Source organism: Cyclobacterium plantarum (genome assembly GCF_011290685.1).
GTDB classification, from domain to species: domain Bacteria; phylum Bacteroidota; class Bacteroidia; order Cytophagales; family Cyclobacteriaceae; genus Cyclobacterium; species Cyclobacterium plantarum.
Genome location: NZ_JAANYN010000003.1, coordinates 379,244 through 401,485 on the forward strand (window position 1 = coordinate 379,244; position 22,242 = coordinate 401,485).

Here is a 22,242-nt window from a genome sequence, read left to right on the forward strand (position 1 = left end):
TAAATTGAGCATGTTATGATTGATCAACAAAAACTTTTTGATGACACTGCGCTGGAATGTAGCAAAATAATAACCCAAAGGTATAGTACTTCCTTTACCCTGGGAATAAGGACCTTGCATCAAAAGTTTCACATGCCTATTTATGCCATTTATGGTTTTGTGCGCTATGCAGATGAAATTGTTGATACATTTCATGACAAAGACAAGCAGGGATTACTGAAAGCTTTTACCCAAGACACCTACAAAGCCATAGAAGAAGGAATAAGTTTGAATCCCGTACTCCATGCCTTTCAGCTTATCGTCAATCGATATCATATTGAACGTGCTTTGATTGCCGCATTTTTGAAAAGTATGGAGATGGACCTCGACTTTACCACGTATAACGACTCCAGGTACAAGGAGTATATTTACGGCAGTGCAGAGGTGGTGGGTTTGATGTGTCTAAAGGTTTTTTGTGAAGGAGATGAAAAGGAATACGATAGACTAAAGCATGCAGCTTGCAAACTTGGTTCTGCTTTTCAAAAAGTTAATTTCTTAAGAGACTTGAAAAGCGATTATGAAGACAGGGGCAGGGTTTATTTTCCTGGTGTGGATTTCAGGACATTCGACCAGACCATAAAATCCGAGATCGAAGCGGATATTGAGCAGGATTTTGAAGAGGCACTGATAGGTATACGGCAATTGCCCAAAGGAGCCATGTTTGGAGTCAAAATTGCTTACCTGTATTACCGGAAGTTATTTCAGAAAATCAAAAACCTTTCACCTGAAATCATCACTCAAAAGCGCATTAGAATTCCAAATTCCAGGAAAATGATGCTTCTTGCAGGCACCTATTTGGGTTACAAAACAGGGTTAGGATAAATGAAAGAGGAATATTACTATTTGGGATTAATGGTTTTCACCATTTTGTATCCGCTGAGTCAATCCTTTGAACACAGAATCAAATACTATAAAAAATGGCCTGCTCTGTGGCCTGCTACTCTCTTTACCGCATTGGTTTATATTGTTTGGGACCACTGGTTTACAGTGCAGGGGGTTTGGTGGTTCAATGAGCGTTATATTTTAGGCATTTATCTTTTTGATTTACCTGTTGAAGAGATTTCTTTTTTCTTTATAGTCCCGTTTGCCTGCATTTTCATTTACGAAGTATTGATTTATTTCTTTCCCAAAGACTGGTTGCAACCATTGGGGAGGCCCATGGTTTACATACTTGTACCGGCACTGCTTATTCTGGGCTTGATATCCTGGGATAAATTGTACACTGCCTTCAATTTTATTTTCACATCCCTGATTCTATTGATTCATTTTCTTATCTTTAAAGATAAGCTGCTGGGGAGATTTCTGTTCGGATATCTGATTACATTGATACCATTCATGCTGGTGAATGGAGTTCTTACCGGATCCTGGTTGGATGAACCGATTGTAGGATATAATAATGAGGAGAATTTAGGCATCAGGCTAGGAACTGTCCCTATAGAGGATAGTGTTTATCTGTTGGGAATGTTGCTATTGAATATCAGTATTTATGAAAAGTTACTCAATCGGAAAACATTTGATCAAAAGCCTGGTTTATAGTTTATGTTAAATTTGGATGTACATATTGACCAACATTCCGGTTTCTGTTTTGGCGTGGTTTATGCCATAGAAATGGCCGAGGAGATTTTAGACGACGAAGGTCACTTGTATTGTCTGGGGGATATTGTGCACAATGATGAAGAGGTAAAAAGACTGACACAAAAAGGACTGATCATCATTGACCATGAATCACTCAAGACGCTTAATAACGAGAAAGTTCTAATCAGGGCCCATGGAGAGCCACCTTCCACCTATGAATTGGCAATAAAAAATAATCTCACACTGGTAGATGCAAGCTGTCCGGTAGTATTAAAATTGCAGAATAGAATAAAAAATTCTTACGATAAAGAAGAAAACATTTACATCTACGGCAAACATGGCCATGCCGAAGTCATTGGTTTAATGGGGCAAACCAGAAATAAAGCGATAGTTTTCCAGGATATTAGTGAACTGGATATTCCCTCCCTCCCCAAAAACATTACGCTTTACAGCCAAACTACGAAAAGTACGGACAAGTTTTATGAGATTAATGAAATCCTAAAGGAAAACGGCATTACCGTAAATTCCAACGATACGATTTGTAGGCAGGTCTCAAATCGGGACAAGGAATTAAGGGAATTTGCCTCTAAATTTGACCATATAATTTTTGTAAGTGGTACTAAATCCTCCAATGGTAAGGTCCTGTTCAATGTATGTAAAGAAAAAAATCCTCAAACTTATTTCGTATCCAGTCCGGAGGAAGTTAATCCGGACTGGTTTTCCGAGGGACAGAGTGTAGGTATTTGCGGAGCGACCTCCACCCCTATGTGGTTAATGGAAAGAGTGCAGGACAGGTTAAGAGATTTTTGAATGATTTAAATTTCTAATTTGTTCCTTATCAATGATGGATGTTTACCAAAAACAAAGGTTAGGAAATAATATTGATCCGAAAGGATTGCTTATAGCCACGGCTATAATTTTGTTATGGGTTTCTTCTCTTGTTTTTTTACTTTATTTCCCTGTTGATTTTAAAAATCCTGTAGTTTATTTAGGTGTATTACTGCAAACCCACCTGTACACCGGCTTGTTCATCACTGCCCATGATGCCATGCATGGAGTGGTTTCCACCAACAGAAAATTGAATCATGCCATTGGCTGGTTGGCTGCCATTTTGTTTTCTTACAATTTCTATTGGAGGTTATTTCCCAACCACCACAAACACCACAGGCATGTGGCCACGGATGAAGACCCGGACTTCCATGCCTCAAACCGGTTTCTGCCCTGGTATTTCAGTTTTATTTCTAATTATGTTAACATCTGGCAAATCCTCTTAATGGCAGGTACGTATAATCTGCTTAAATTATTTTTTCCCGTTTCGAATTTGGTCTTATTCTGGATGGTACCAGCAGTACTCTCTACCTTGCAGCTATTTTATTTTGGCACTTATCTGCCACACAAGGGAACTCACGATAACAAACATCATTCAGGCACAATGACAACAAACCATGTTTGGGCTTTTTTGTCCTGTTATTTTTTTGGTTATCACTTTGAGCACCATGAAGCGCCAAATACTCCCTGGTGGAGACTGTGGAGAACAAAAAGGAATTTATAGCGATAAAATTACCGTTTATTGACAAACATTTTTGCTTCATTTTGATTATGCTTAATAAAAATACTATTTCATGAGAAATTATTTATTGTTGCTGGTCTTATTTTTTGGGATCCACTGGGCACAGGCCCAGGACGGAGTTATTCAGGGAAAAATCACCAACCCTATTAACAACAACCCCATTCCCTTTGCCAATGTGATCGTACAGGGACTGGAAACGGGGGCGGTTTCCGATGAGGAAGGTAATTACTCCATTACTGGAATCGAGCCTGGTCTTTATAATGTCAAGGCATCTTTTGTAGGATTTAAATCAAAAACTTTTTACGAGGTCCAAGTAGGTAGGGCCAGGCCTGTGCAGTTGGATTTTGAACTTGAAGAAGATGCCTCCAATCTGGAAGAGGTGGTTGTCGATTCTGAATTTTCCAGGTCAGAGGAAACGCCATTGTCTGCAAGGAAACTAAATGCGAATGAGATAGAACGCTATCCGGGTGGGAATAGGGATATCAGTAGGGTGATTCAGTCATTACCCGGAGTAGCAAGTACTGCCAGTTTTAGAAATGATATCATCATCAGAGGAGGGGCTCCCAGCGAGAACAAATTTTTTATCGATGAAATCGAGGTGCCAGTCATCAATCACTTTGCTACTCAAGGCTCCTCAGGGGGGCCTGTGGGTATTTTGAATGTAAACCTGATAAAAAATGTAGAGGTGATCAGCGGTGGCTTTCCCGCTAACAGGATGAATTCCCTGAGTTCCTTTTTTGAATTTCAATTAAAAGATGGTCGGCGAGATAAGATGTTTACCCAGGTTACGGTGGGAGCCAGCGAATTGACCCTATCCAATGAAGGTCCGATAGGAGAGCATACTACTTATATTTTTTCTGCCAGGAGGTCTTATTTACAGGGTCTTTTTCGGCTGCTGGGGCTTCCTTTTTTACCCACTTTTAATGACTTTACTTTCAAAACCAAAACAAAGATCAATGATAAGACAGAGCTGACAGTTCTCGGAGTGGGAGCGATTGATCAGTTCTCACTGAATTTTGATGTACCGGATGAGGAAAATACAACCGAAAGGGAAAACAGGCTTTACCTTTTGGATAATCTCCCCATTTCCACCCAATGGAATTATGCCACCGGAGTGAAATTAAAGCGGTTTCGGGACAACGGATTCTGGACATTTGTACTAAGCAGGAATATGTTAAATAACAGGTCCTATAAGTACTCCCAAAATGATGATTCCCGGGAAGAAAACCTGTTGTTTGACTACCTCTCTCAGGAAAGTGAGAATAAATTCCGTGCCGAAAACAGTATTTTTAAAGATGGTTTAACTTTTCAATATGGCGTGAATTATGAGTTTAGCCGATACCTGATAGAAAATTTTGACCGGCAGGTTTTGGTTGATGACGGACAGGAATTAAATATTTCATCCATTTCGCTTTTCAATAGTTATGGGGCATTTGCCATGGCAAGTAAAAAATATTTGGATGACCGATTGTTGGTCAATGCGGGTCTGCGCATGGACGGAAGCGATTTTGGGAAAACAGCCAGTAATCCTTTGAACCAACTAAGCCCCAGGTTTTCTACCAATTATCAACTGAACGAAAACCTTTTCTGGAACGCCAATGCGGGTATTTACTACCAAAAACCCCCCTATACCGTCCTGGGTTTTCAAAATAATGAAGGGGCTTTCATCAATCAGGAAAATGATGTTCGCTTTATCCGGGCTACCCATTTAATTTCAGGTTTTGAATGGCAGTTTCCTGCAAAAAACAGAAAAGTCTCTGCGGAAGTTTTTTATAAAAAATATGGTAATTATCCCAGTTCCATCAGGAACGGGATAGCATTGTCAAATTTGGGTGCGGATTTTGGCGTAATCGGAAATGAACCGGTGAATTCTGATGCAGAGGGTAGGGCTTATGGTTTGGAATTATTGGCCCAACAACGGCTGTTTAATGATTTTTATGGCATTGCTGCGCTGACTTTGGTGAGGAGTGAGTTTACCAATCCAAATACAGGTTATCTGCCATCTTCCTGGGATAACAGGTTTATAGTAAGCCTTACGGCAGGAAAGCGATTGCCCAAGGATTGGGAAATTGGTGGTAGATGGAGATTTTTGGGAGGCACACCTTATACCCCTTATGATTTTCAGGCTTCTTCTTTGAGAAGCAATTGGGATTTATTTAATAGAGGACGATTTGATTTTACCCGTATCAATGCCGAGCGACTCAAAAGTTTTCACCAGTTGGATCTTCGGGTAGACAAAAAGTACTTTTTTGATAAATGGAGTTTAAATTGGTATTTTGATATACAGAATGCCTATAATTTTCAAGCCGAACAGCAGGCTGATCTGGTGCCGCAGCGGAATGACCAGGATGAATTGGTGGTAGACCCGGAAGATCCGAGTCGCTACCTTTTGCGCGAAGTTCCTAATCCGGCCGGTACAGTTTTACCAACAATTGGTCTGATTGTGGAATTTTAAACCTACAATGTAGTATCTTCGGGCCTTGATGAAGAAATTTTACCTCTTTATTTTGGCCTGGATTCCTTTCTTTATTGTGCCTGTCGCCTCTCAGGATATACCAGGTTCAGACAGCCTTCAGGTTAAAACCAATACAGTAGACAAGCTTTTTGGTTTGGCTGACAGGGTGGTAGAGGCTTTGAGTACTGATACCTGGACTTTTATTCCGGCATTGACCTATTCCCCCGAAACCAGTCTTGGCCTAGGTGGGAGGGCATTGAAGATTTTTCGTACCAGCCGGGGGGAATTGACTGATACCAGGCCGTCTTCCCTACCCCTGACTTTGCTATATACCCTAAATCACCAATTGATTATCACAGGCGAATTGGAACTTTGGATGAATGAAAACAAGTCATTTTTAAATAGCAGGATAGCTTTTTCAGATTATCCCTTTCAATTTTCCGGTATAGGGAATGAAATTACATCAGCTGAATATTATGCTACCAGATATTTTTATTTTCATCTCTACTATGAAAAAATGCTTGGAAAAGGAATTTATCTTGGGCCCAGGTATGAATTTAGGGTTGATGACATTTATGATAAAACACCGGGGGGATTGCTGGAAGCAGGAAATATACCCGGAAGTAATGGGCAGCGGTTGTCGGGTTTGGGCCTGGCCTTGAATATTGACAGAAGGGATAATATTTTTCAGCCGGGCAGTGGCGTATATCACCAGATTTCATGGATGAAGTTTCATTCTTTTTTTGGCAGTAATTTTGATTTTAGCCAATGGATTTTAGATTTCAGGAAATATTGGCCCATCAAAGAGAGGCAGGTACTTGTGGGCCAAGCCAGATTTAGTTTTACGCAGGGGAGGGCTCCCTTTCAACATCTTTCTTTGATAGGCGGAAGTGACCTGATGCGGGGGTATTTTGAAGGCAGGTACCGGGACAAGCATGCGATGGTTTACCAGTTGGAATGGAGGTTTCCGGTCTACCAAAAGCTTAAAATGGTTGGATTCGGAAGCATTGGTCAAGTAGGGCGCAGTCTGAAAGAATTTGGTGTTAATCCCAACCTGAGATTTGCAGGTGGGGTAGGTTTTAGGTACAGACTGAATGACGAAGGGCTTCATTTGAGAATTGATTTTGCATATGGGGACCAGGCTGCTTTTTATTTTGGACTTAATGAAGTGATCTGAATTGTTAGTTTGTAATTTACCGAGGTAATCATGGATATAAATGCACTAAACAAACTGTTTGGAAACGTGGATATTTATTTATTGGATCAATTGCTGAAGGGCCGGTTCAATAAGGAAATGATCATTCTGGATTCCGGTTGCGGGGAAGGAAGAAATACACATTACTTTATTCAGCAGGGGTATAAAATCCTCGGTACTGACAGGAATCCTACGGCCATTAATATGGCAAGAATTACCGCAAAAACCCTGGATCCCACCTTTGATCCTGAGCGTTTTCAGGTAGCCAATGTGGAGGAGCTTCCTTTCCATGATGGTGCTATAAATGCCATTATAAGCAGTGCGGTGATGCATTTTGCCGATGACTTGGCACATTTTATGAGCATGATGCAGGAACAGATGCGTGTGCTGGCGCAAGGAGGATTGTTTTGGTTAAGAATGTGTACCGATGCAGGGGGCTGTTTTTCACAGGGCACAGAAGTGCAACAAAAACAACAGCTTCCTGACGGAACAGAGCGTTTTATTCTCACAGAAGACTTGACCCGTACCATCATGCAACAATTCGGGTTGATACCATTAGAACCAATGAAATCTGTATTGGTACACGGACAAAGGGCTATGGGGGTCTTTATGTTCCAAAAGGATTAACACCAATAAATATGTGGGAATTTATGGTGATACAAATGGACTTACAATACGCCCTTGAACTGATCGGCACCTATTTTTTTGCCATTTCCGGTGCGCTGGCTGTTCAGGATAGGGAACACGATTTGTTTGGAGCAGGATTTACCGGTTTTATTACTGCTATCGGAGGAGGCAGTCTAAGGGATATTTTGTTAGGAGCTTATCCCTTGGTGTGGATTGGGAATGTGAATTTTTTATATGCCATCTTTGCCGGGCTGATCACTACTTTTCTTTTCTCATCGGTAGTGGGCAGACTCAGAAAAACGTTTTTTTTATTCGATACTCTTGGTATTGCTTTTTTTACCATTTTAGGGGTGGAAAAATCTTTGCTTTTAGGTTTCAGGCCAGAAGTAGCAGCGATCATGGGCATGTTCAGTGCAGTTATGGGAGGGGTAATCAGGGATACCCTGACCAACGTGATGCCTATTTTATTCAGGAAAGAGGTATATGCCTCTGCCTGTTTGGCTGGAGCAGTATTGTATTTGGGGCTGGATTATTTTGGTCTGGGAAGAAACATCAATTTATTATCCTCCATCGCCCTGATCATTTTGATCAGACTCATTGCTGTAAGATTCAAACTTAGCTTACCTACCCTGAAATAAAAAGTAGAAGGATAAAATGACAATCGGCAGGGGTAAATTTTAATCAAATAGGGTATATCTTTAAAGGCACAATCAAATTTAATTAATTTTATGCAAATCAATATTTTTCAAAGTAGTAAAGCACTTCACCAGGCTATAGCAAACAAGATTATCCAATCGGTAAAAACCAAACCAGGCAGCGTATTGGGTTTGTCTACCGGTAGTTCTCCAGTGGAAACCTACACCTTACTTGGCCGGGACCACAAAGAAAATGGGACAGATTACCACAGGATAGTGACATTTAATCTGGATGAATATGTAGGATTGAAAGGAAGTCACCAACAAAGCTATCGCTACTTCATGAATATCCATTTGTTTAACCAGCTCAATATTCCCCTGGAGCAGACACATGTGCCGATAGGTGTTGGAGATTTGGAATCCAATTGTGAGGAATATGAGCGCCAAATCCAGGCTGCAGGCGGGATTGATTTGCAATTGTTGGGTATAGGAATCAATGGACATATTGGTTTCAATGAGCCGGGAACTTCATTTGAAAGCAGCACTCATGTGGCACCGCTTTTAAAGGAGACCATTGAAGCCAATGGCCGTTTTTTTGAAACAACAGAAGAAGTACCCACAAAAGCAGTGACAATGGGAATTAAAACCATCATGGAGACCAGGGAAATAATTCTTTTGGCCTATGGCAGCCATAAGGCAGCAGCCGTCAGGGACATGGTGAATGGGCCGGTTACGGAGGCGGTTCCTGCCAGCATACTCCAAAAGCATGCGCATGTAACGTTGTATTTGGATGAGGAAGCTGCGGCCTTGTTGCAATAGTTGAATAGGAGGAAGGGGGAAAGGTGTCTAGTCCGTATGGTTGGGCTGGTTCATGATCAGGTTACGGAGGTGAATTTTAAAAACTGTACCTTTTCCTACCTCACTTTCAATTTGGATTTTACCATCATTGGCCCGGATTTGCTCTCTGACAAGGTATAGGCCTAATCCCTTTCCTTCCACATGGTTATGAAACCTTTGGTAAAGACCAAAAATACGATCCCCATACCTTTCCAGATCAAGCCCGATGCCATTGTCCTCAAACCTGATCACACAATAATTTTTCTCTTTATAGGTAGAAATCCAAACTTCCGGAGGCCTGTCAGGATGCCTGTATTTTACAGCATTGGTCATAAAATTCATGAAAAAATTTTCTAGATGGGCATAGACATAATTCATTACTTCCAAACCGGAAAAATCCTTGTGAATCTTTATCCCTGATTCTTTCAACTGGTTAAAAAGGCTTTTCTCTACATTGTTGAGAAGCATTTTGAAATCTATCGGCTCTACTTTCGGGATTTTTTGTTTTTTGATGGAAACCACTTCGATCAGATCTTGCAGGGTTGCGTCCAGAAGATTGGTGGATATTTTTAAATTTTCCAAAACTTCCTTGTTTTCGGGGTCCGCAGGATCTTCTTCATTAAACAGATCTATCAAAAGAGAAATGTTAACTATTGGAGCCCGTAAATTATGAGATACGATATAGGCAAAGCGCAGCAGTTCTTCATTGTGCGATTTTAAATCTTTGATCAGCTTTTCCCTTTCAGCTTCCAGTTTTTTAGCTTCGGTGATGTTTTGTTTTACCAAAAGAATCCGGTCTGTCACCTGCGAATGATTCATCAATGGAACACCAATTTTTAAAAATCTTTGTTGATTGGCTTCTATTTCGTAGGAAACTGTTTTCCCCTGTAAGATTTTTTCCAGATTTTTTTTGGTGATGGCTAAATTTTCGCCGGAGTACTGATCCAGATGATTGGTTCCAAACAGTTTTTTTGGATCTGTATTGGACAGTCTGTACTCCTCCCCATCAGTAAATATATAATTAAAAGATTTGTCGAGTACGTCTATAGTGCCCCTGGGGAAATTTTCCGCAATACTTCTGTACAGTTGCTCGGATGCGATCAATTTCTTTTCCGAATGCGTTCTGTCGGTAATATCATCGACAAATACCACATAGGAAACTTTGTTTTTCCTTCCGTATTTGATTCGGGTAAAGGATATCTTGAGCTCCTTGAAGTCCTCCTCGCCATGTGGAAGTAAGTAGTATGCTGTACTTTTTTTTGATTTAGAGAATTGGGTGATAACCTCTTGCAAACTATGTTTTTTACCATCTTTGATCAACACGGTTTCCATCAGATTATCCTTTTTTTTCAGATTAAAAACCGGCAGTGTCTTGTTGTTGATCAGCGTGGTCTCAAATTGATGATTGACTGCAAAAATGGCATATGCTGTGCCATTTAGGATGGCATCATGCATGAAGTTGGTTTCTTGTAAGGTGGATTCAAATCGGTATTGAAGCAATTCTTTACCTATCCAGTCACCCAATATGCGAAATAATTCCTTGTAAAGGTTTGTGTTTAATAATGGTTTATCATGTAGGAAACAAAGGGTGCCAATTTTGATATTTTTTTTGTCTAATAAGTCTAACCGTATCAGAGATGAAATACCATTTTTTTCCAAAAATGAAGTGAAGATGGGTAAGTCCAGGTCACGGATGTCTTTGATCAACAGGCTGGATTGAGGGTATGGTTTGTAGAGTTCTTCATTGATGAATTTTGTCCATTTTTCCGAAGTGTTTTTTAACTTTTTACCAGATTTTCTTACAGAAATTAACTCATAAGAATGATTTACTGGGTTAAGATTGGCGATCATGCCATAGGTAAAACCCAATCTTTTAAAGATCAACTGATTGATTTCATCAAATAGAGTGGAACCCTTAAAAAGGGTGGAAATTTCAGATACCTCCTGTAATGTTTTCTGGATAAATTCCTTATCAGAAAGATTTTGAAGTAATCCATCTTTTTCTTTGAGGTGTTTCTGGGCTTGTCTTATATCTGAAACATCATTAAGAATGCCTACCAGTATGGTTTTTTTTGAGGGGATATTATAAAAAACCTTCAAACTGTTTTTCAGGTGCAGGTATTCTCCATTTTTCTTTTTGACCTGGTAGGTAAATGTATAGGCATCTTTTTCATAGTGGTCGGTGAAGAGAAAGTCTTTGACCTTGTTTCTGTCATCAGGGTGAATGATCTCCAGCCAATCCCAGACGGAAAACCTTTTGAACCTGGGTTCCTGATACCCAAGCAACTCATTAATGGCTCCAGACCAAATCATTTCCCGGTCTTCTTTCAGGTATTCAAAATAAATGATACCCAAAAAGCTGTTGCTCAGGTAATTTGATTCTTCTTCAATGAGATTTGGGACCCTGGGCCTTTTGGGATCCTTTTTTAAGGTAAGTAAATGGTAGCCATTTTCCAGGACATTGACATCAAGTTTTAAAATACCAAGATCCAATTTCAGGCCTTCTAAATGACCTTCACAAAGTTGTTTTAGTTTGCCGGTATCTGATATGCTGTATTTTTCATACAGGTACCTGCAAAAAGCCTCCAAATTTTCGGGAAAATATCCTGAAGGATTCTTGAAATCAGTGAAAATCCTTTTTGTTTCGGCATGGACTATCCAGGACGAATGAATCTGCGAAGGTCGAATAGGATTGATCATGGCATTGACCAGATAGGTGCCGTCTGGCTGGGCCATGGTAAAACCTTCTATTCTCACCCAGTTAAAAGTAGATTGGTTCAGGAAAAAGGGAACTTCCAAATTCTCCCCGCACCCCATAAAATCATAAATGGTTTCAAATACAGGATTTTTGGTCGTTGGGAAAATTTGATTAAAAAAATCTGATTGGTAAAATTTCAACGGATCACTGAAAATTCTGAAGAAACCTTTCGATACGTAAAGGGTCTCAAAATTCTCATCACCTGTTTTCTTAAAAGTGAGTAATAAATTGTTAAAAATCTTATCAGGCATCTAGAGCTTTGAATGGATTACTACTGATCTATAAACAAATATCTTAAATATTTAAGAAAATTTATATTAAAACCGCAAAATAGATCTGATTATCAAAATTTTATATAGGAAGTTCATTAAATAATATGTATGAATAAAAAATTACAATTGTTTTTCGAGTAAAAAGGTAATATTATGTATGGTGCTCTCATTTTGGTCTGATGGATTGGTCCGCAAAAGTTCCAGGGAAATGACTTTGCCTTCCTCCGATCTTAATAGTTCAGTGATCTCTGAAAGTTCCCAGAAGACGGCTGGTATTTTATTGATGGTAATGATTTCATCAAACATTTTTACGCCCTGACGATCTGCCGGAGAATCTTCCCTAACCTGGCTGATGTAAAATCTTTTGTCTTCGGCAGAGTAAACCCTCACCATTAGACCGCTCATATCGTACTTGAATTCGTCGCCGAATTTTGCTCCTTTTTTATAAAGCATTCTTTCGCGGGGATAATCCATGATGATTTTCATTCGGTTAAGAATGTCCGAGCCCAGACTACCTTCTCTCCCTGTTTCAATAATTACCTCCGAAAATTCATTTTCTTCCGGATAGGAGGTGATGACATTTCTAAACCTTAAACCCTCAATATTAACTCTTTTAACCCTGCCTACAAATCCGAACAAATCTCCTCCTAAAGAACGGCCGAGGTCACTCTCCAGGTTCTTTTCCGGGAGGACAATGTTTTCGTTGGTTTCCATATTCAGGAGTAAACCATGATTGGCTCCTGTGTCAATGAGCAATTTGGCTGCTAAGTCAGGCCCGCTTAATTGCCTGATAGTAGTTTCAATGTAGGGTTTGTTGCCCTGCAGTTCAATCTCCATTTTTCTATACCCGAAAGGGCGCCATTTCAATGCAGACCTTCTGTAAAAAACTACGGTACTGTTATCGTAATCAATTTTAACGGGGTTATTTTTGAAAAATTCATGACCGATTACGCCGTAGACAGGGACTCCGATTACCTTTTCCAGCTCAAGAAAATCTTCATCCAACACCAGAATGGCCTGAAATATTCCTTCCACCGGCCCCAAATCAAAATGGTTGTTGGGTGATACAGAGGCACTCAAAACGGTTTTTCCATCCGCGCCAACCAAATTGAGTTTCCGGGTATACTGCATCTGCATTTTATCAGCCAGGGTTTTGCTAAAGAAAATATTCGATTTCACTCCCGTGTCAAATAAAAAATTGACTTCCTCCCCCCCGTTTATGGAAACAGGCATTATGATCAGGCTGTTGGAGTCAACAAAGGGCAATTTGACTTTTCTTTTCTCCTCTTTCATGTAGAAGCCGGGGACCTGGCCTTTCAGGGAAAAAGCAAAGAAAAATAAAAACAAAAATACAAATGGTCTTTTGATGCTTGGGTGCATAGATGCTTGATTCGAATTGGCAGGTTTAATATATAAAATATATTTCAGTACTAAGACCTTAACCCCTTTTCTTTGCTGAAGTTTGGATTTTTAGTGAAGTTATTTAGAAAGAATGAAAATAACTCTTCTGGTCTGTTCTTGGAATGTCATTGGGTTTGATAAATCTAAAAAATACCTCATCTTTAATATTTAGAATGATATAACCATGGCAGATAAGTCAATTGTTGAAAAAGCAAAAAAAATATTTGAAAATTACCTTGTTCGACAAGGAAGCCGTAAAACCCCGGAAAGATTTTCCGTCATAGATGAATTGTATGCACTGCCACAAGACGAGCATATTGACGTAGAAGGGTTATTTTTAAAAATGAGGAATGGCGGTTATTCTATCAGTAGGGCCACCATCTACAATACGCTTGATCTGCTGGTGGAATGTGGCCTTGCTGTCAAACATCAATTTAAGGACAAGGTAGCCTTATACGAGCAAGCCCTTACCTACAAACATCACGACCATTATGTTTGCAACCAATGCAGGAAAATAAAGGAGTTTTCTGATCAAAGAATCAACCTGATCAAGGAAGCCATGGGAAAGGAATTTTCTTCCCATATTACCAGCCATTCTTTGGTATTGTATGGTGACTGCGAGATTCCTGAATGTGAGAATTTACAGGTAATCTGAGCGCCATTTTTTATTTGGCTTTAATTTACTTTCTGGAAAACACCCTTTTGTATATAGGCTTTCGCATGGCAAACTGAAGATAAAGAGCAGGATACAGAAGTATGTCCAAAATGAAATGATGGCTCTTGTAGCTTATTTCATCCCTAATAATCGAATGATGATCATCTAATTTGATAATACTGTGTTTGTGCCGCCAGGACTTGAGAAAAAAAGGAAGTCTTGTTCCCTCATCAATGAAAAAGAACGCTTTATCATCCGTCTTGTCCGCTATTATTTCACTCGTCCAAACTTGTTTGAACAACAAAAAATCTAACTCCAGGCTTACCAGATCTCCTTTGGATGAACCATCAAACCTTAATAATTTTACCGGAGGAAAAGGAGGGTTCAGTGCTTGAAACAAGTCCTTATTAAAACCCTCCTTTACCTGCAGGTAGGATTGATTGACTTTGGTAGATAGATTGATTTTCATCCGGGATTATCCCTTTATTGCATTTGTTTCAGGTACTGAAAAAGGTCACTGTCAGAAGAGATAACCAGACTGGTTTTTTCATCTAAAGAATTTTCAAGGGCCTCCAGGGACCTTAAAAATTTATACAAAGCGACAGATTGCTGATTTTTGTTGTAGGCAGAGGCATATATTGCTGTAGCTTCTGCATCTGCCCTACCCCTGATTTCCTCGGCCTCCCTTTTGGCTTCAGACTGAATTTGTGCCAAATCCCTCTCTTTATCACCTTGTATTTTTCTTGCCTCACCCTGGCCCTCAGACCTGAATTGGTCTGCGATCCGGTTCCTTTCACTGATCATTCTGTCGTAGACCCTATCCCTAACTTCATCTACATAATTCATTCTTTTGAAGCGGAAATCCAGGATTCGAACACCCAGATCTGAGGTTCTTTCATTGGCCTTTTGCAATACGATTTCTTCAATGGCTTCTCTTCCTACTTCTATGTCTTCCAGTACTTCCAGCTCTTCCATAAAATCCTCTGTCACTTCTGGGTCCCTGTTGGTAGAACGCACGATATCCAGCAAGTCATGGCTGGCAATGGCATTTCGGGTTTCCCCATCCAGAATATCATCCAGTCTTGATTGGGCGGATCTTTCGTCCCGCAGCCTGATGAAAAACTGAAGGGGATCGGTAATCTCCCAACGGGCGTAGGTATCGACAAAAATAAATTTCTTATCCCTGGTAGGGACCTGGTTTTTATCACCATCCCACTCCAGATAGCGCTTGTCAAAAAACTGCACTTTTTGGATAAAAGGGACTACAAAATTAACACCAGGATCTGTCCTGGGCTCACCAACAGGTTTACCAAATTGGGTCACAATGGCTTGCTCTGTTTCATCCAGAATAAAAACGCTTTGTCCCACCAGGATCAAGGCTACTACTACAGCTATTATATAAATTACTTTACTTTTTTTCATGGGAAACTATTTTTATTATCAGGTTAAAAAAATAAACTTATGGGGCTGGATTCACACTGCTTTTATTCAGGTTAAGCAGTGGTAAAACATTACTGCCTTGCTCATCGGTGATGATTTTGTTACCAATTTTGGGTAGCACCTTCTCAAGGGTTTCCAGATAGAGCCTTTGTTTGGTCACTTGAGGCGCCATAACATAAGCGGCAAAGACCGAATTAAAGCGTTCTGCTTCTCCTCTGGCCCCATTGACCCTGTTCAAGGCATAAGCTTCCGCCAATTGGATGGTTTCCTCAGCTTCCCCTCTTGCTCTTGGGATCACCCGGTTATAATCTGCTTCGGCTTGATTGATTAATGTTTCACGCTCTTGTTGAGCCTCATTCACTGCGTTGAAACTAGGTTTTACGGGCTCTGGTGGATTGACATCTTGCAATACTACCTGGTCTATCCGAATGCCATTTTCGTATTCATCACACAATTCTTGTAACAATACTTCCACACTGGTGGCAATTTCCTGCCTGCCAACTGTCAAAACTTCATTAACAGTTCGGTCACCTACGATTTTTCTCATGGCGGCCTCTGACATGTCATTCAGTGTTTTCTCAGCATTGCGGACCTTGAACAGGTAATTGTAAGAATCTACTATCCGATATTGGACCACCCATTCCACGTCGGTTAGGTTTAAGTCACCTGTAAGCATCATGCTTTCGTCTCCGTAACCTGATTTAACATATTCAGATTGTGTTCCGGCACTACTTGTCCTAAATCCGAACTCTTGTTTGAGTTGCCGTTGAACAGGGATTTTATACATGGTTTCTGCAAATGGGATGATGAAATTCAATCCAGGCATAACGGTTCGGTTATACTCTCCCAGTTGGATGACCACACCCTCCTCTTCCGGACCAACGGTCCTTATTGTAGAAAATATTAAAATGATAGCGACTACTATTAGGATAATCCTGGATAAATACTTTTTGATCCAATCCGGATTAATATTGATTTCAAATTGATTGTCTGACATAAAATACTGTATTTTTCGGCAATTTACGATTTATTGACTGAATAGCATCAGTTAATTGTTATCATTTGGGAGTTCAGTAATAGCTGTCTTTAAAACATCCAAAGGAATAAAATAAACAATACCAACCATACCGCATCCATAAACTTCCAATACACAGAAAATAGTCCCAGTTTCATTTCTTCGTAGGGATTGGACAAAAGAATCAGCGTGCTAACCGGATCTTTTTCTGACTTTTTTAAATGAATCAATAGCACCAAAGCATAAATCAGGGCTCCTGCAAGGTGAAACAAGTGTATGCCACTGAGCAGGTACAGGAAACTACCAGATGGAAGTCCCCTGAAATCTATTCCCATACCGGAAAGCTCGCGCCATCCGGTAAACTGTAAGGTTGAAAAAAGCAGGCCAAGCAGTAAAGTTACAAACAGGTAAATTTTTGTTTTTTCAATGTTATTGCTGTTAAAGTAGGGAAGTATCCTTCCGGAAGTAAAACTGCTGACGATGATCACCATACTGCTGATGATAAACGATTTTGGAATAGCAAACTGATCATACCTTCCTGCCTCCGGTTGAGAAAGCACAAAGGCCGTCATCAGAAATAAAAAAATCAATCCGCTGCCAAACATGCCCAAATACATAATGGTCCTGTAGGGATGCAGGTTTTCAATTTTTTCGAACCAATGGGATTTTTCCTCTCTTTGCATAAACGTATATTGGAAACATAACAAATTCAAATTTTGTTGGTTCTTTCCAGGATTTGTTTTGTTTTCCAATCGACCCTTTCCCGATTTTGAAGGAAATGGCCATTTTATACAAGGGAAATTAATAAATTGCGGCAATCATTTTAAGACCATTAAAAAAAAACAGTTGGATAGGCGGGCATTTTTGTCTCTATACGAGGAAGATCCCTTTGTCAGTAACCTGGCATTGGCAATTAAATCAGGAAAGCATTCAAGACTGCAGGTAAAAGGGCTATCAGGCAGCATGGATATGATTTTAATCCAGGCCATGACAAAATTGGTCGGAGGTTTTCATGTAATCATTGGTTATGACAAGGAGGATGCAGCTTATTTGGGAAGTGATTGGCAGGCTTTGACAGGTGAAGCACCCTATCTTTTTCCGGCAAGTTATAAAAAACCCTATCACCATGAAGACATTGAAAATGCCAATGTGTTGATGCGGGCGGAAATTCTGAACAAGCTTTCCGGATCTCCAACAGAAGGTAAGTTGCTGATCAGCTCTCCGGAAGCCATCTATGAAAAGGTAGTCAACAAGAAAAGTCTGAAAGAACACACCTTTACGGTAGAAGTAGGTGAAAAGGTAGACCTATCCTTTGTGGAAGAGCTTTTGCATACCTATGGCTTCGAAAAGTCCGATTTCGTTTACGAAGCAGGCCAGTTTGCCATTAGGGGAGGTATTATTGATATTTTTTCTTATGCCAATGACATGCCATACCGTCTTGAACTTTTTGGCAAAGAGATTGAGAGTATCAGACCTTTTGATCCGGAGACGCAATTGTCTACAGGGAAAATAGCCAAAATTAGCATTATCCCCAATATTCAAACCAAAATGAAGAAGGAATTCAGGCAGCCTGTCATGGATTTTTTTCCTCCGGACACCTACTTGTGGATAAAGGATTACAAACATTGCCTGGGTGTATTGGAAAGCCTGTTTGACAAAGCAAAAGGTTACTTTCAGGATTCAGGGGATGGAGATAATGCAGGGAATGGTCTGTTAATGAGCCCTGAAAAGTTATTTTTGGCTGCAGACGAATTTGAAAAAGGGATTGCTGCCTTCACTCAGTTGGCTTTTGGTCATAGGTTTGAGTGGAAAGGCGTGCCTGAATTTAAATTTCAGGGTAAGCCCCAGCCTTCTTTCAATAAGCATTTTGATTTACTTGTCCAGAACCTGAATGAGAATGCAACAAAAGGCCTAAGTAATATCATTTGTTCCGAAAGTGAAAAGCAAATCGGCCGTTTGTTGAATATTTTTTCTGAACTGGATCCCACTTTACGTATCCAAACTTTACCTTTAAGCTTGCGGGAGGGCTTTATTGACGATTCTTTAAAATTGGCCTGCTATACCGATCACCAGATTTTTGAAAGATTTCACAGGTACAAAACCAGCAAAGCCTCTTCTAAATCCAAAGCGCTTACCCTGAAAGAAATAAAGAGTTTGCACCCCGGGGATTTTATCGTGCACGTGGATTATGGCATTGGGCGATTTGCAGGTCTGGAAAAGGTGGAGGTCAATGGGAAATTACAGGAAGCCATTAGGTTGGTATTCCGGGATGATGATCTGCTGTATGTAAACATCCATGCTTTACATAAAATTTCTAAATACAGCAGCCAGGAGGGCACTATGCCCAGCATGTCCAAATTGGGGTCGCCGGAATGGGAGAATAAAAAAACCCGGGTAAAGAAAAAAGTAAAAGATATCGCCAAGGACCTGATCAAGCTATATTCCAAACGAAAATCGGCTCCCGGGCATCAGTTTTCCACGGACAGTGTCCTGCAAATCGAGCTTGAGAGCTCTTTTATCTATGAGGATACCCCCGATCAGGCAACAGCCACTTCTGATGTCAAGGTGGATATGGAAAAACCATACCCTATGGACAGGTTGGTATGCGGTGATGTGGGTTTTGGGAAGACCGAAGTGGCCGTCCGGGCTGTTTTTAAGGCTGTAAATGATCGCAAGCAGGTGGCTGTTTTGGTGCCAACCACCATATTGGCCATGCAGCATTACCAAACATTTAAAGAACGGCTGGCAGATTTTCCGGTTGAAATCGAGTATATCAACAGGTTTCGCTCAGCCAAAGACACCAAAGAAATCATTAAACGGGTGGCTTCAGGCGAAATCGACATATTGATAGGAACCCACAGAATTGTAAATAAAGATATCAAATTCAAGGACCTGGGGCTGTTGGTCATTGATGAGGAGCAAAAATTTGGGGTGAAGGTTAAAGACCAACTCAAACAACTTCGCGTGAATGTTGATGTGCTTACCCTAACGGCGACACCCATTCCAAGAACGCTTCATTTCTCCCTGATGGGGGCCAGGGACCTTTCCGTAATCGCCACACCACCTCCAAACAGGCAACCGGTGACCACAGAGATTTACACATTCAGGGAAGATATCATCCGGGATGCAGTGGCAAACGAGCTTAGCCGGGGAGGGCAGGTGTTTTTTGTTCATAACAGGGTGGGAGAAATTGATTCCATTGCTAACCTGATTTTGAGGTTGGTTCCTGATGCAAAGGTGGTTGGAGCACACGGGCAGATGGACGGGAAAAAACTAGAGAAAATCATGGTTGACTTTATCGAAGGATCCTATGATGTGCTGGTTTCCACAAATATCATTGAGTCGGGCCTGGATATTCCCAATGCCAACACCATAATAATTAACAGAGCGCATATGTTTGGCATGAGCGATCTGCACCAGATGAGGGGCCGGGTGGGCAGAAGCAACAAAAAGGCCTATTGTTTCCTGCTTACACCTCCCACAGCTACGCTGAGCACAGAGTCAAGAAAGCGCTTGCAAGCCCTTGAGGAATTCTCTGATCTGGGGGATGGATTTAAGGTGGCCATGAGGGACCTGGATATCAGAGGTGCAGGTAATTTACTGGGAGCAGAACAAAGTGGGTTTATTACGGATCTTGGATTTGAAATGTACCATAAAATCCTGGATGAAGCCGTTCATGAGCTAAAACAAACAGAATTTTCGGCTCTTTTTGAGGTGGATCTAAAAGAAAAAACGGCTCCTTTGGTACAAGATTGCGTAATTGAAACCGACATGGAATTGCTTATTCCAGAAAGTTACGTTAGTAATATTTCAGAGCGGTTGAGCCTTTATTCCAAATTGGACAATATAAAAGAAGAAAACGAACTCGAAGGTTTTAAGGAAGAAATCAGAGACCGCTTTGGCCCTATTCCCGATCGGGTCCAGGCATTGTTTGAAACAGTAGAGCTTCGCTGGATGGCTGAAAACCTGGGCTTTGAAAAGCTCGTGTTAAAAAATGAACAAATGAAATGTTATTTCGTTTCTTCCAAAAATGATGGATATTTCAATTCTGCGGTATTCAAGGCAATTATTAACTTTATTCAGGTCAAAGGCAGGTATTGTAAAATAAAAGAAACCAAAGACCGTTTATTATTGGTAATCAAAGGAGTGGACAGCATTCCTGCCGGCAAAAAATGGCTTTCGGATATGCTCGCTCAATAAGTGGCGGTTTGTGTCAAAAGTACTTATGTCCTTAAGGTTAAGGAGTTTGTCGGGAAGGTAATGATTATTAATTCAATCAAAATTGAAATATTTTGAAATTTTTTATGAAGCAAATAAGTACAATGGCATGAAAATTAATGTATTATTTCACAGATATCGGCCAAAATTGACTTTTGGGCTTTTCTGGGGAGAAGAAAGTTTATTGGTATAATGTATTATTGATCATATATTAGCGTTTTAATAGGGCAAAACCAAAAAGTTGTCACATGAGATTGGGGAACAAAAAATTTCAAATTAGTTTTTTTGCTGCAGTAGCCATTTTAGCGCTGCTGGTTACTTCCTGTGGGAATAAATCCGGGAGAAGAACAGCCAGTGATCCTGGAGGGGTAAGTGCTTCGACAGGGGCACGTTACAGTTTTGATGAGGAGGATTCTACTTCATTTCAGGTTTTCAGGCTACCCAGTGAGGTGGTAGGACCCAGATTGGTGTTTATTCAGGGAGGAAGGGCCGTACTGGGTTCTCAGGAGCAGGATATCATGGGCTTTCGGGACAATGTGGAACGAACCGTTACCATCGCTTCTTTTTACATGGATGAGACCGAAGTCACCAACGTGGATTACAAAGAGTTCTTGTTCAACATGGCCAAGCGTGACGGAGTCAGTGCAGATTCCATTCAAAAACTGGAACCTAATGAAGATGTATGGGATGGTACAATGTCTTACAATGATGTGTATGCCACCTATTATTTCCGATACCCTGGTTTTAATTTCTATCCGGTAGCAGGTGTGAGTTGGACACAAGCCAATGCCTACAGTGAATGGCGGACCGCTTATGTAAACGAATTGGAAAGGCAAAAAAATGAATTGGATTCAACCCTTACAAAAGACCAGCTAATCGAAAGAGGTTCCGTATTTCCTGACTACAGGCTTCCAAATGAGGCAGAATGGGAGTTTGCTGCCAAGGCAATGATTGGAACCCAATACATGGATGAAAACCAGGAAAACGGCCGGATCTATCCCTGGGATGGTCGTGGACCCAGAAACCCCTACAATATCAAGAGGAAATCACGTCAGGGAGATTTTCTGGCTAACTTTAAGCGGGGCAGGGGTGACTATGCCGGTATTCCTGGTAGCGTCTCCAATGATGGAGAAATTATCCCTACCAATGTATATGATTTTCCAGCAAATGATTTCGGATTGTACAATATGGCGGGAAATATGAACGAGTGGGTTCAGGATGTTTACCGTCCGCTTTCCTTTCAGGATTTTGACGATTTGAACCCTTTGCGGAAAGATGGGGTCTATGATGAAGAAAATACCTACAACACCACTTTGATAGACGATAATTATCGGGTGTACAAAGGAGGGTCCTGGAGGGATGTTGCCTACTGGCTGGCACCCGGAACAAGGAGATTTATGCATCAGGATTCCGCCTCCAACCACATTGGATTCAGGTGTGCCATGATTGCGGTAGGTGGTAAAGACAGGTAAAATTTTAACGAAATAGCTGATAAGAAATGAAAAAGGGTGATTCACCCTTTTTTTTATGCCGTGTTTTTCCCTGTTGAT

18 protein-coding genes are annotated in these 22,242 nt (G+C 40.7%); 12 read left to right on the plus strand and 6 right to left on the minus strand.

The features are described from left to right. The first annotated feature begins 15 nt into the window (after window positions 1-15). The 9 genes from G9Q97_RS09560 to nagB all read left to right on the plus strand — a co-directional run bounded on the left by G9Q97_RS09560 (window position 16) and on the right by nagB (window position 8,915). Entirely contained in the window at window positions 16-861 is an 846-nt protein-coding gene (locus G9Q97_RS09560; RefSeq protein WP_166146157.1) for a phytoene/squalene synthase family protein, read from the plus strand. Next, window positions 862-1,575 carry a lycopene cyclase domain-containing protein gene (locus G9Q97_RS09565; RefSeq protein WP_166146160.1) on the plus strand — a complete coding sequence of 238 codons (714 nt, stop codon included), beginning with the start codon at window positions 862-864 and terminating at the stop codon, window positions 1,573-1,575. A gap of 3 nt (window positions 1,576-1,578) precedes the next feature. Beyond that, window positions 1,579-2,424, plus strand: a complete 846-nt coding sequence (locus G9Q97_RS09570) for a 4-hydroxy-3-methylbut-2-enyl diphosphate reductase (RefSeq protein WP_166146163.1) — start codon at window positions 1,579-1,581, stop codon at window positions 2,422-2,424. A 34-nt stretch (window positions 2,425-2,458) separates the two neighbouring features. After that, window positions 2,459-3,166, plus strand: coding sequence for a fatty acid desaturase (locus G9Q97_RS09575; RefSeq protein WP_166146506.1), 708 nt, complete (start codon window positions 2,459-2,461; stop codon window positions 3,164-3,166). A 70-nt stretch (window positions 3,167-3,236) separates the two neighbouring features. Further along, window positions 3,237-5,639, plus strand: coding sequence for a TonB-dependent receptor (locus G9Q97_RS09580; RefSeq protein WP_166146166.1), 2,403 nt, complete (start codon window positions 3,237-3,239; stop codon window positions 5,637-5,639). Between the two features lie 28 nt (window positions 5,640-5,667). Further along, window positions 5,668-6,816 (plus strand): BamA/TamA family outer membrane protein, encoded by a 1,149-nt coding sequence (locus tag G9Q97_RS09585; RefSeq protein WP_166146169.1) that lies wholly within the window; start codon window positions 5,668-5,670, stop codon window positions 6,814-6,816. A gap of 30 nt (window positions 6,817-6,846) precedes the next feature. Beyond that, on the plus strand, window positions 6,847-7,461 hold the full coding sequence (locus tag G9Q97_RS09590) for a class I SAM-dependent methyltransferase (protein ID WP_166146172.1): 615 nt from the start codon (window positions 6,847-6,849) through the stop codon (window positions 7,459-7,461). Between the two features lie 35 nt (window positions 7,462-7,496). Then, a complete protein-coding gene (locus G9Q97_RS09595) occupies window positions 7,497-8,099 on the plus strand; it encodes a trimeric intracellular cation channel family protein (protein WP_166146508.1) in 603 nt (200 codons plus the stop codon). Between the two features lie 90 nt (window positions 8,100-8,189). After that, complete coding sequence (gene nagB, locus G9Q97_RS09600; protein ID WP_166146175.1) at window positions 8,190-8,915, plus strand: glucosamine-6-phosphate deaminase; 726 nt, start codon at window positions 8,190-8,192, stop codon at window positions 8,913-8,915. 27 nt (window positions 8,916-8,942) lie between these two features. Here the strand turns inward: nagB and G9Q97_RS09605 are convergent, their stop codons facing one another. Together G9Q97_RS09605 and G9Q97_RS09610 are read right to left on the minus strand one after the other, a co-directional pair. Continuing rightward, window positions 8,943-11,942 carry a sensor histidine kinase gene (locus tag G9Q97_RS09605; RefSeq protein ID WP_166146178.1) on the minus strand — a complete coding sequence of 1,000 codons (3,000 nt, stop codon included), beginning with the start codon at window positions 11,940-11,942 and terminating at the stop codon, window positions 8,943-8,945. 141 nt (window positions 11,943-12,083) lie between these two features. Further along, complete coding sequence (locus G9Q97_RS09610) at window positions 12,084-13,343, minus strand: aspartyl protease family protein (protein WP_166146181.1); 1,260 nt, start codon at window positions 13,341-13,343, stop codon at window positions 12,084-12,086. 205 nt (window positions 13,344-13,548) lie between these two features. On the opposite strand from G9Q97_RS09610, the gene G9Q97_RS09615 reads away from it, so the two are divergent. Continuing rightward, entirely contained in the window at window positions 13,549-14,019 is a 471-nt protein-coding gene (locus G9Q97_RS09615) for a Fur family transcriptional regulator (protein WP_166146184.1), read from the plus strand. A 25-nt stretch (window positions 14,020-14,044) separates the two neighbouring features. Here G9Q97_RS09615 and G9Q97_RS09620 read toward each other — a convergent pair whose 3' ends face one another. The 4 genes from G9Q97_RS09620 to G9Q97_RS09635 form a co-directional block, all read right to left on the minus strand. Further along, window positions 14,045-14,488: an SRPBCC family protein gene (locus G9Q97_RS09620; protein WP_166146187.1), complete on the minus strand. Its 444-nt coding sequence runs from the start codon at window positions 14,486-14,488 to the stop codon at window positions 14,045-14,047. A gap of 14 nt (window positions 14,489-14,502) precedes the next feature. Continuing rightward, window positions 14,503-15,441: a protease modulator HflC gene (gene hflC / locus G9Q97_RS09625; RefSeq protein WP_166146190.1), complete on the minus strand. Its 939-nt coding sequence runs from the start codon at window positions 15,439-15,441 to the stop codon at window positions 14,503-14,505. A gap of 37 nt (window positions 15,442-15,478) precedes the next feature. Further along, entirely contained in the window at window positions 15,479-16,456 is a 978-nt protein-coding gene (hflK, locus tag G9Q97_RS09630) for an FtsH protease activity modulator HflK (protein ID WP_166146193.1), read from the minus strand. Between the two features lie 89 nt (window positions 16,457-16,545). Continuing rightward, entirely contained in the window at window positions 16,546-17,157 is a 612-nt protein-coding gene (locus G9Q97_RS09635) for a cytochrome c oxidase subunit 3 (RefSeq protein WP_166146196.1), read from the minus strand. A gap of 163 nt (window positions 17,158-17,320) precedes the next feature. On the opposite strand from G9Q97_RS09635, the gene mfd reads away from it, so the two are divergent. Together mfd and gldJ are read left to right on the plus strand one after the other, a co-directional pair. Beyond that, on the plus strand, window positions 17,321-20,674 hold the full coding sequence (mfd, locus tag G9Q97_RS09640; RefSeq protein ID WP_166146199.1) for a transcription-repair coupling factor: 3,354 nt from the start codon (window positions 17,321-17,323) through the stop codon (window positions 20,672-20,674). Window positions 20,675-20,940: 266 nt separating this feature from the next. Continuing rightward, window positions 20,941-22,164, plus strand: a complete 1,224-nt coding sequence (gldJ, locus tag G9Q97_RS09645) for a gliding motility lipoprotein GldJ (protein ID WP_166146202.1) — start codon at window positions 20,941-20,943, stop codon at window positions 22,162-22,164. The last annotated feature ends 78 nt before the right edge of the window (window positions 22,165-22,242 follow it).

Excerpts from the sequence above, each read along its gene's own strand:
- G9Q97_RS09560 (WP_166146157.1), top strand. The coding sequence starts at position 16 with ATGATTGATCAACAAAAACTTTTTGATGACACTGCGCTGGAATGTAGC.
- G9Q97_RS09565 (WP_166146160.1), top strand. The coding sequence starts at position 862 with ATGAAAGAGGAATATTACTATTTGGGATTAATGGTTTTCACCATTTTG.
- G9Q97_RS09570 (WP_166146163.1), top strand. The coding sequence starts at position 1,579 with ATGTTAAATTTGGATGTACATATTGACCAACATTCCGGTTTCTGTTTT.
- G9Q97_RS09575 (WP_166146506.1), top strand. The coding sequence starts at position 2,459 with ATGGATGTTTACCAAAAACAAAGGTTAGGAAATAATATTGATCCGAAA.
- G9Q97_RS09580 (WP_166146166.1), top strand. The coding sequence starts at position 3,237 with ATGAGAAATTATTTATTGTTGCTGGTCTTATTTTTTGGGATCCACTGG.
- G9Q97_RS09585 (WP_166146169.1), top strand. The coding sequence starts at position 5,668 with ATGAAGAAATTTTACCTCTTTATTTTGGCCTGGATTCCTTTCTTTATT.
- G9Q97_RS09590 (WP_166146172.1), top strand. The coding sequence starts at position 6,847 with ATGGATATAAATGCACTAAACAAACTGTTTGGAAACGTGGATATTTAT.
- G9Q97_RS09595 (WP_166146508.1), top strand. The coding sequence starts at position 7,497 with ATGGACTTACAATACGCCCTTGAACTGATCGGCACCTATTTTTTTGCC.
- nagB (WP_166146175.1), top strand. The coding sequence starts at position 8,190 with ATGCAAATCAATATTTTTCAAAGTAGTAAAGCACTTCACCAGGCTATA.
- G9Q97_RS09605 (WP_166146178.1), bottom strand. The coding sequence starts at position 11,942 with ATGCCTGATAAGATTTTTAACAATTTATTACTCACTTTTAAGAAAACA.
- G9Q97_RS09610 (WP_166146181.1), bottom strand. The coding sequence starts at position 13,343 with ATGCACCCAAGCATCAAAAGACCATTTGTATTTTTGTTTTTATTTTTC.
- G9Q97_RS09615 (WP_166146184.1), top strand. The coding sequence starts at position 13,549 with ATGGCAGATAAGTCAATTGTTGAAAAAGCAAAAAAAATATTTGAAAAT.
- G9Q97_RS09620 (WP_166146187.1), bottom strand. The coding sequence starts at position 14,488 with ATGAAAATCAATCTATCTACCAAAGTCAATCAATCCTACCTGCAGGTA.
- hflC (WP_166146190.1), bottom strand. The coding sequence starts at position 15,441 with ATGAAAAAAAGTAAAGTAATTTATATAATAGCTGTAGTAGTAGCCTTG.
- hflK (WP_166146193.1), bottom strand. The coding sequence starts at position 16,456 with ATGTCAGACAATCAATTTGAAATCAATATTAATCCGGATTGGATCAAA.
- G9Q97_RS09635 (WP_166146196.1), bottom strand. The coding sequence starts at position 17,157 with ATGCAAAGAGAGGAAAAATCCCATTGGTTCGAAAAAATTGAAAACCTG.
- gldJ (WP_166146202.1), top strand. The coding sequence starts at position 20,941 with ATGAGATTGGGGAACAAAAAATTTCAAATTAGTTTTTTTGCTGCAGTA.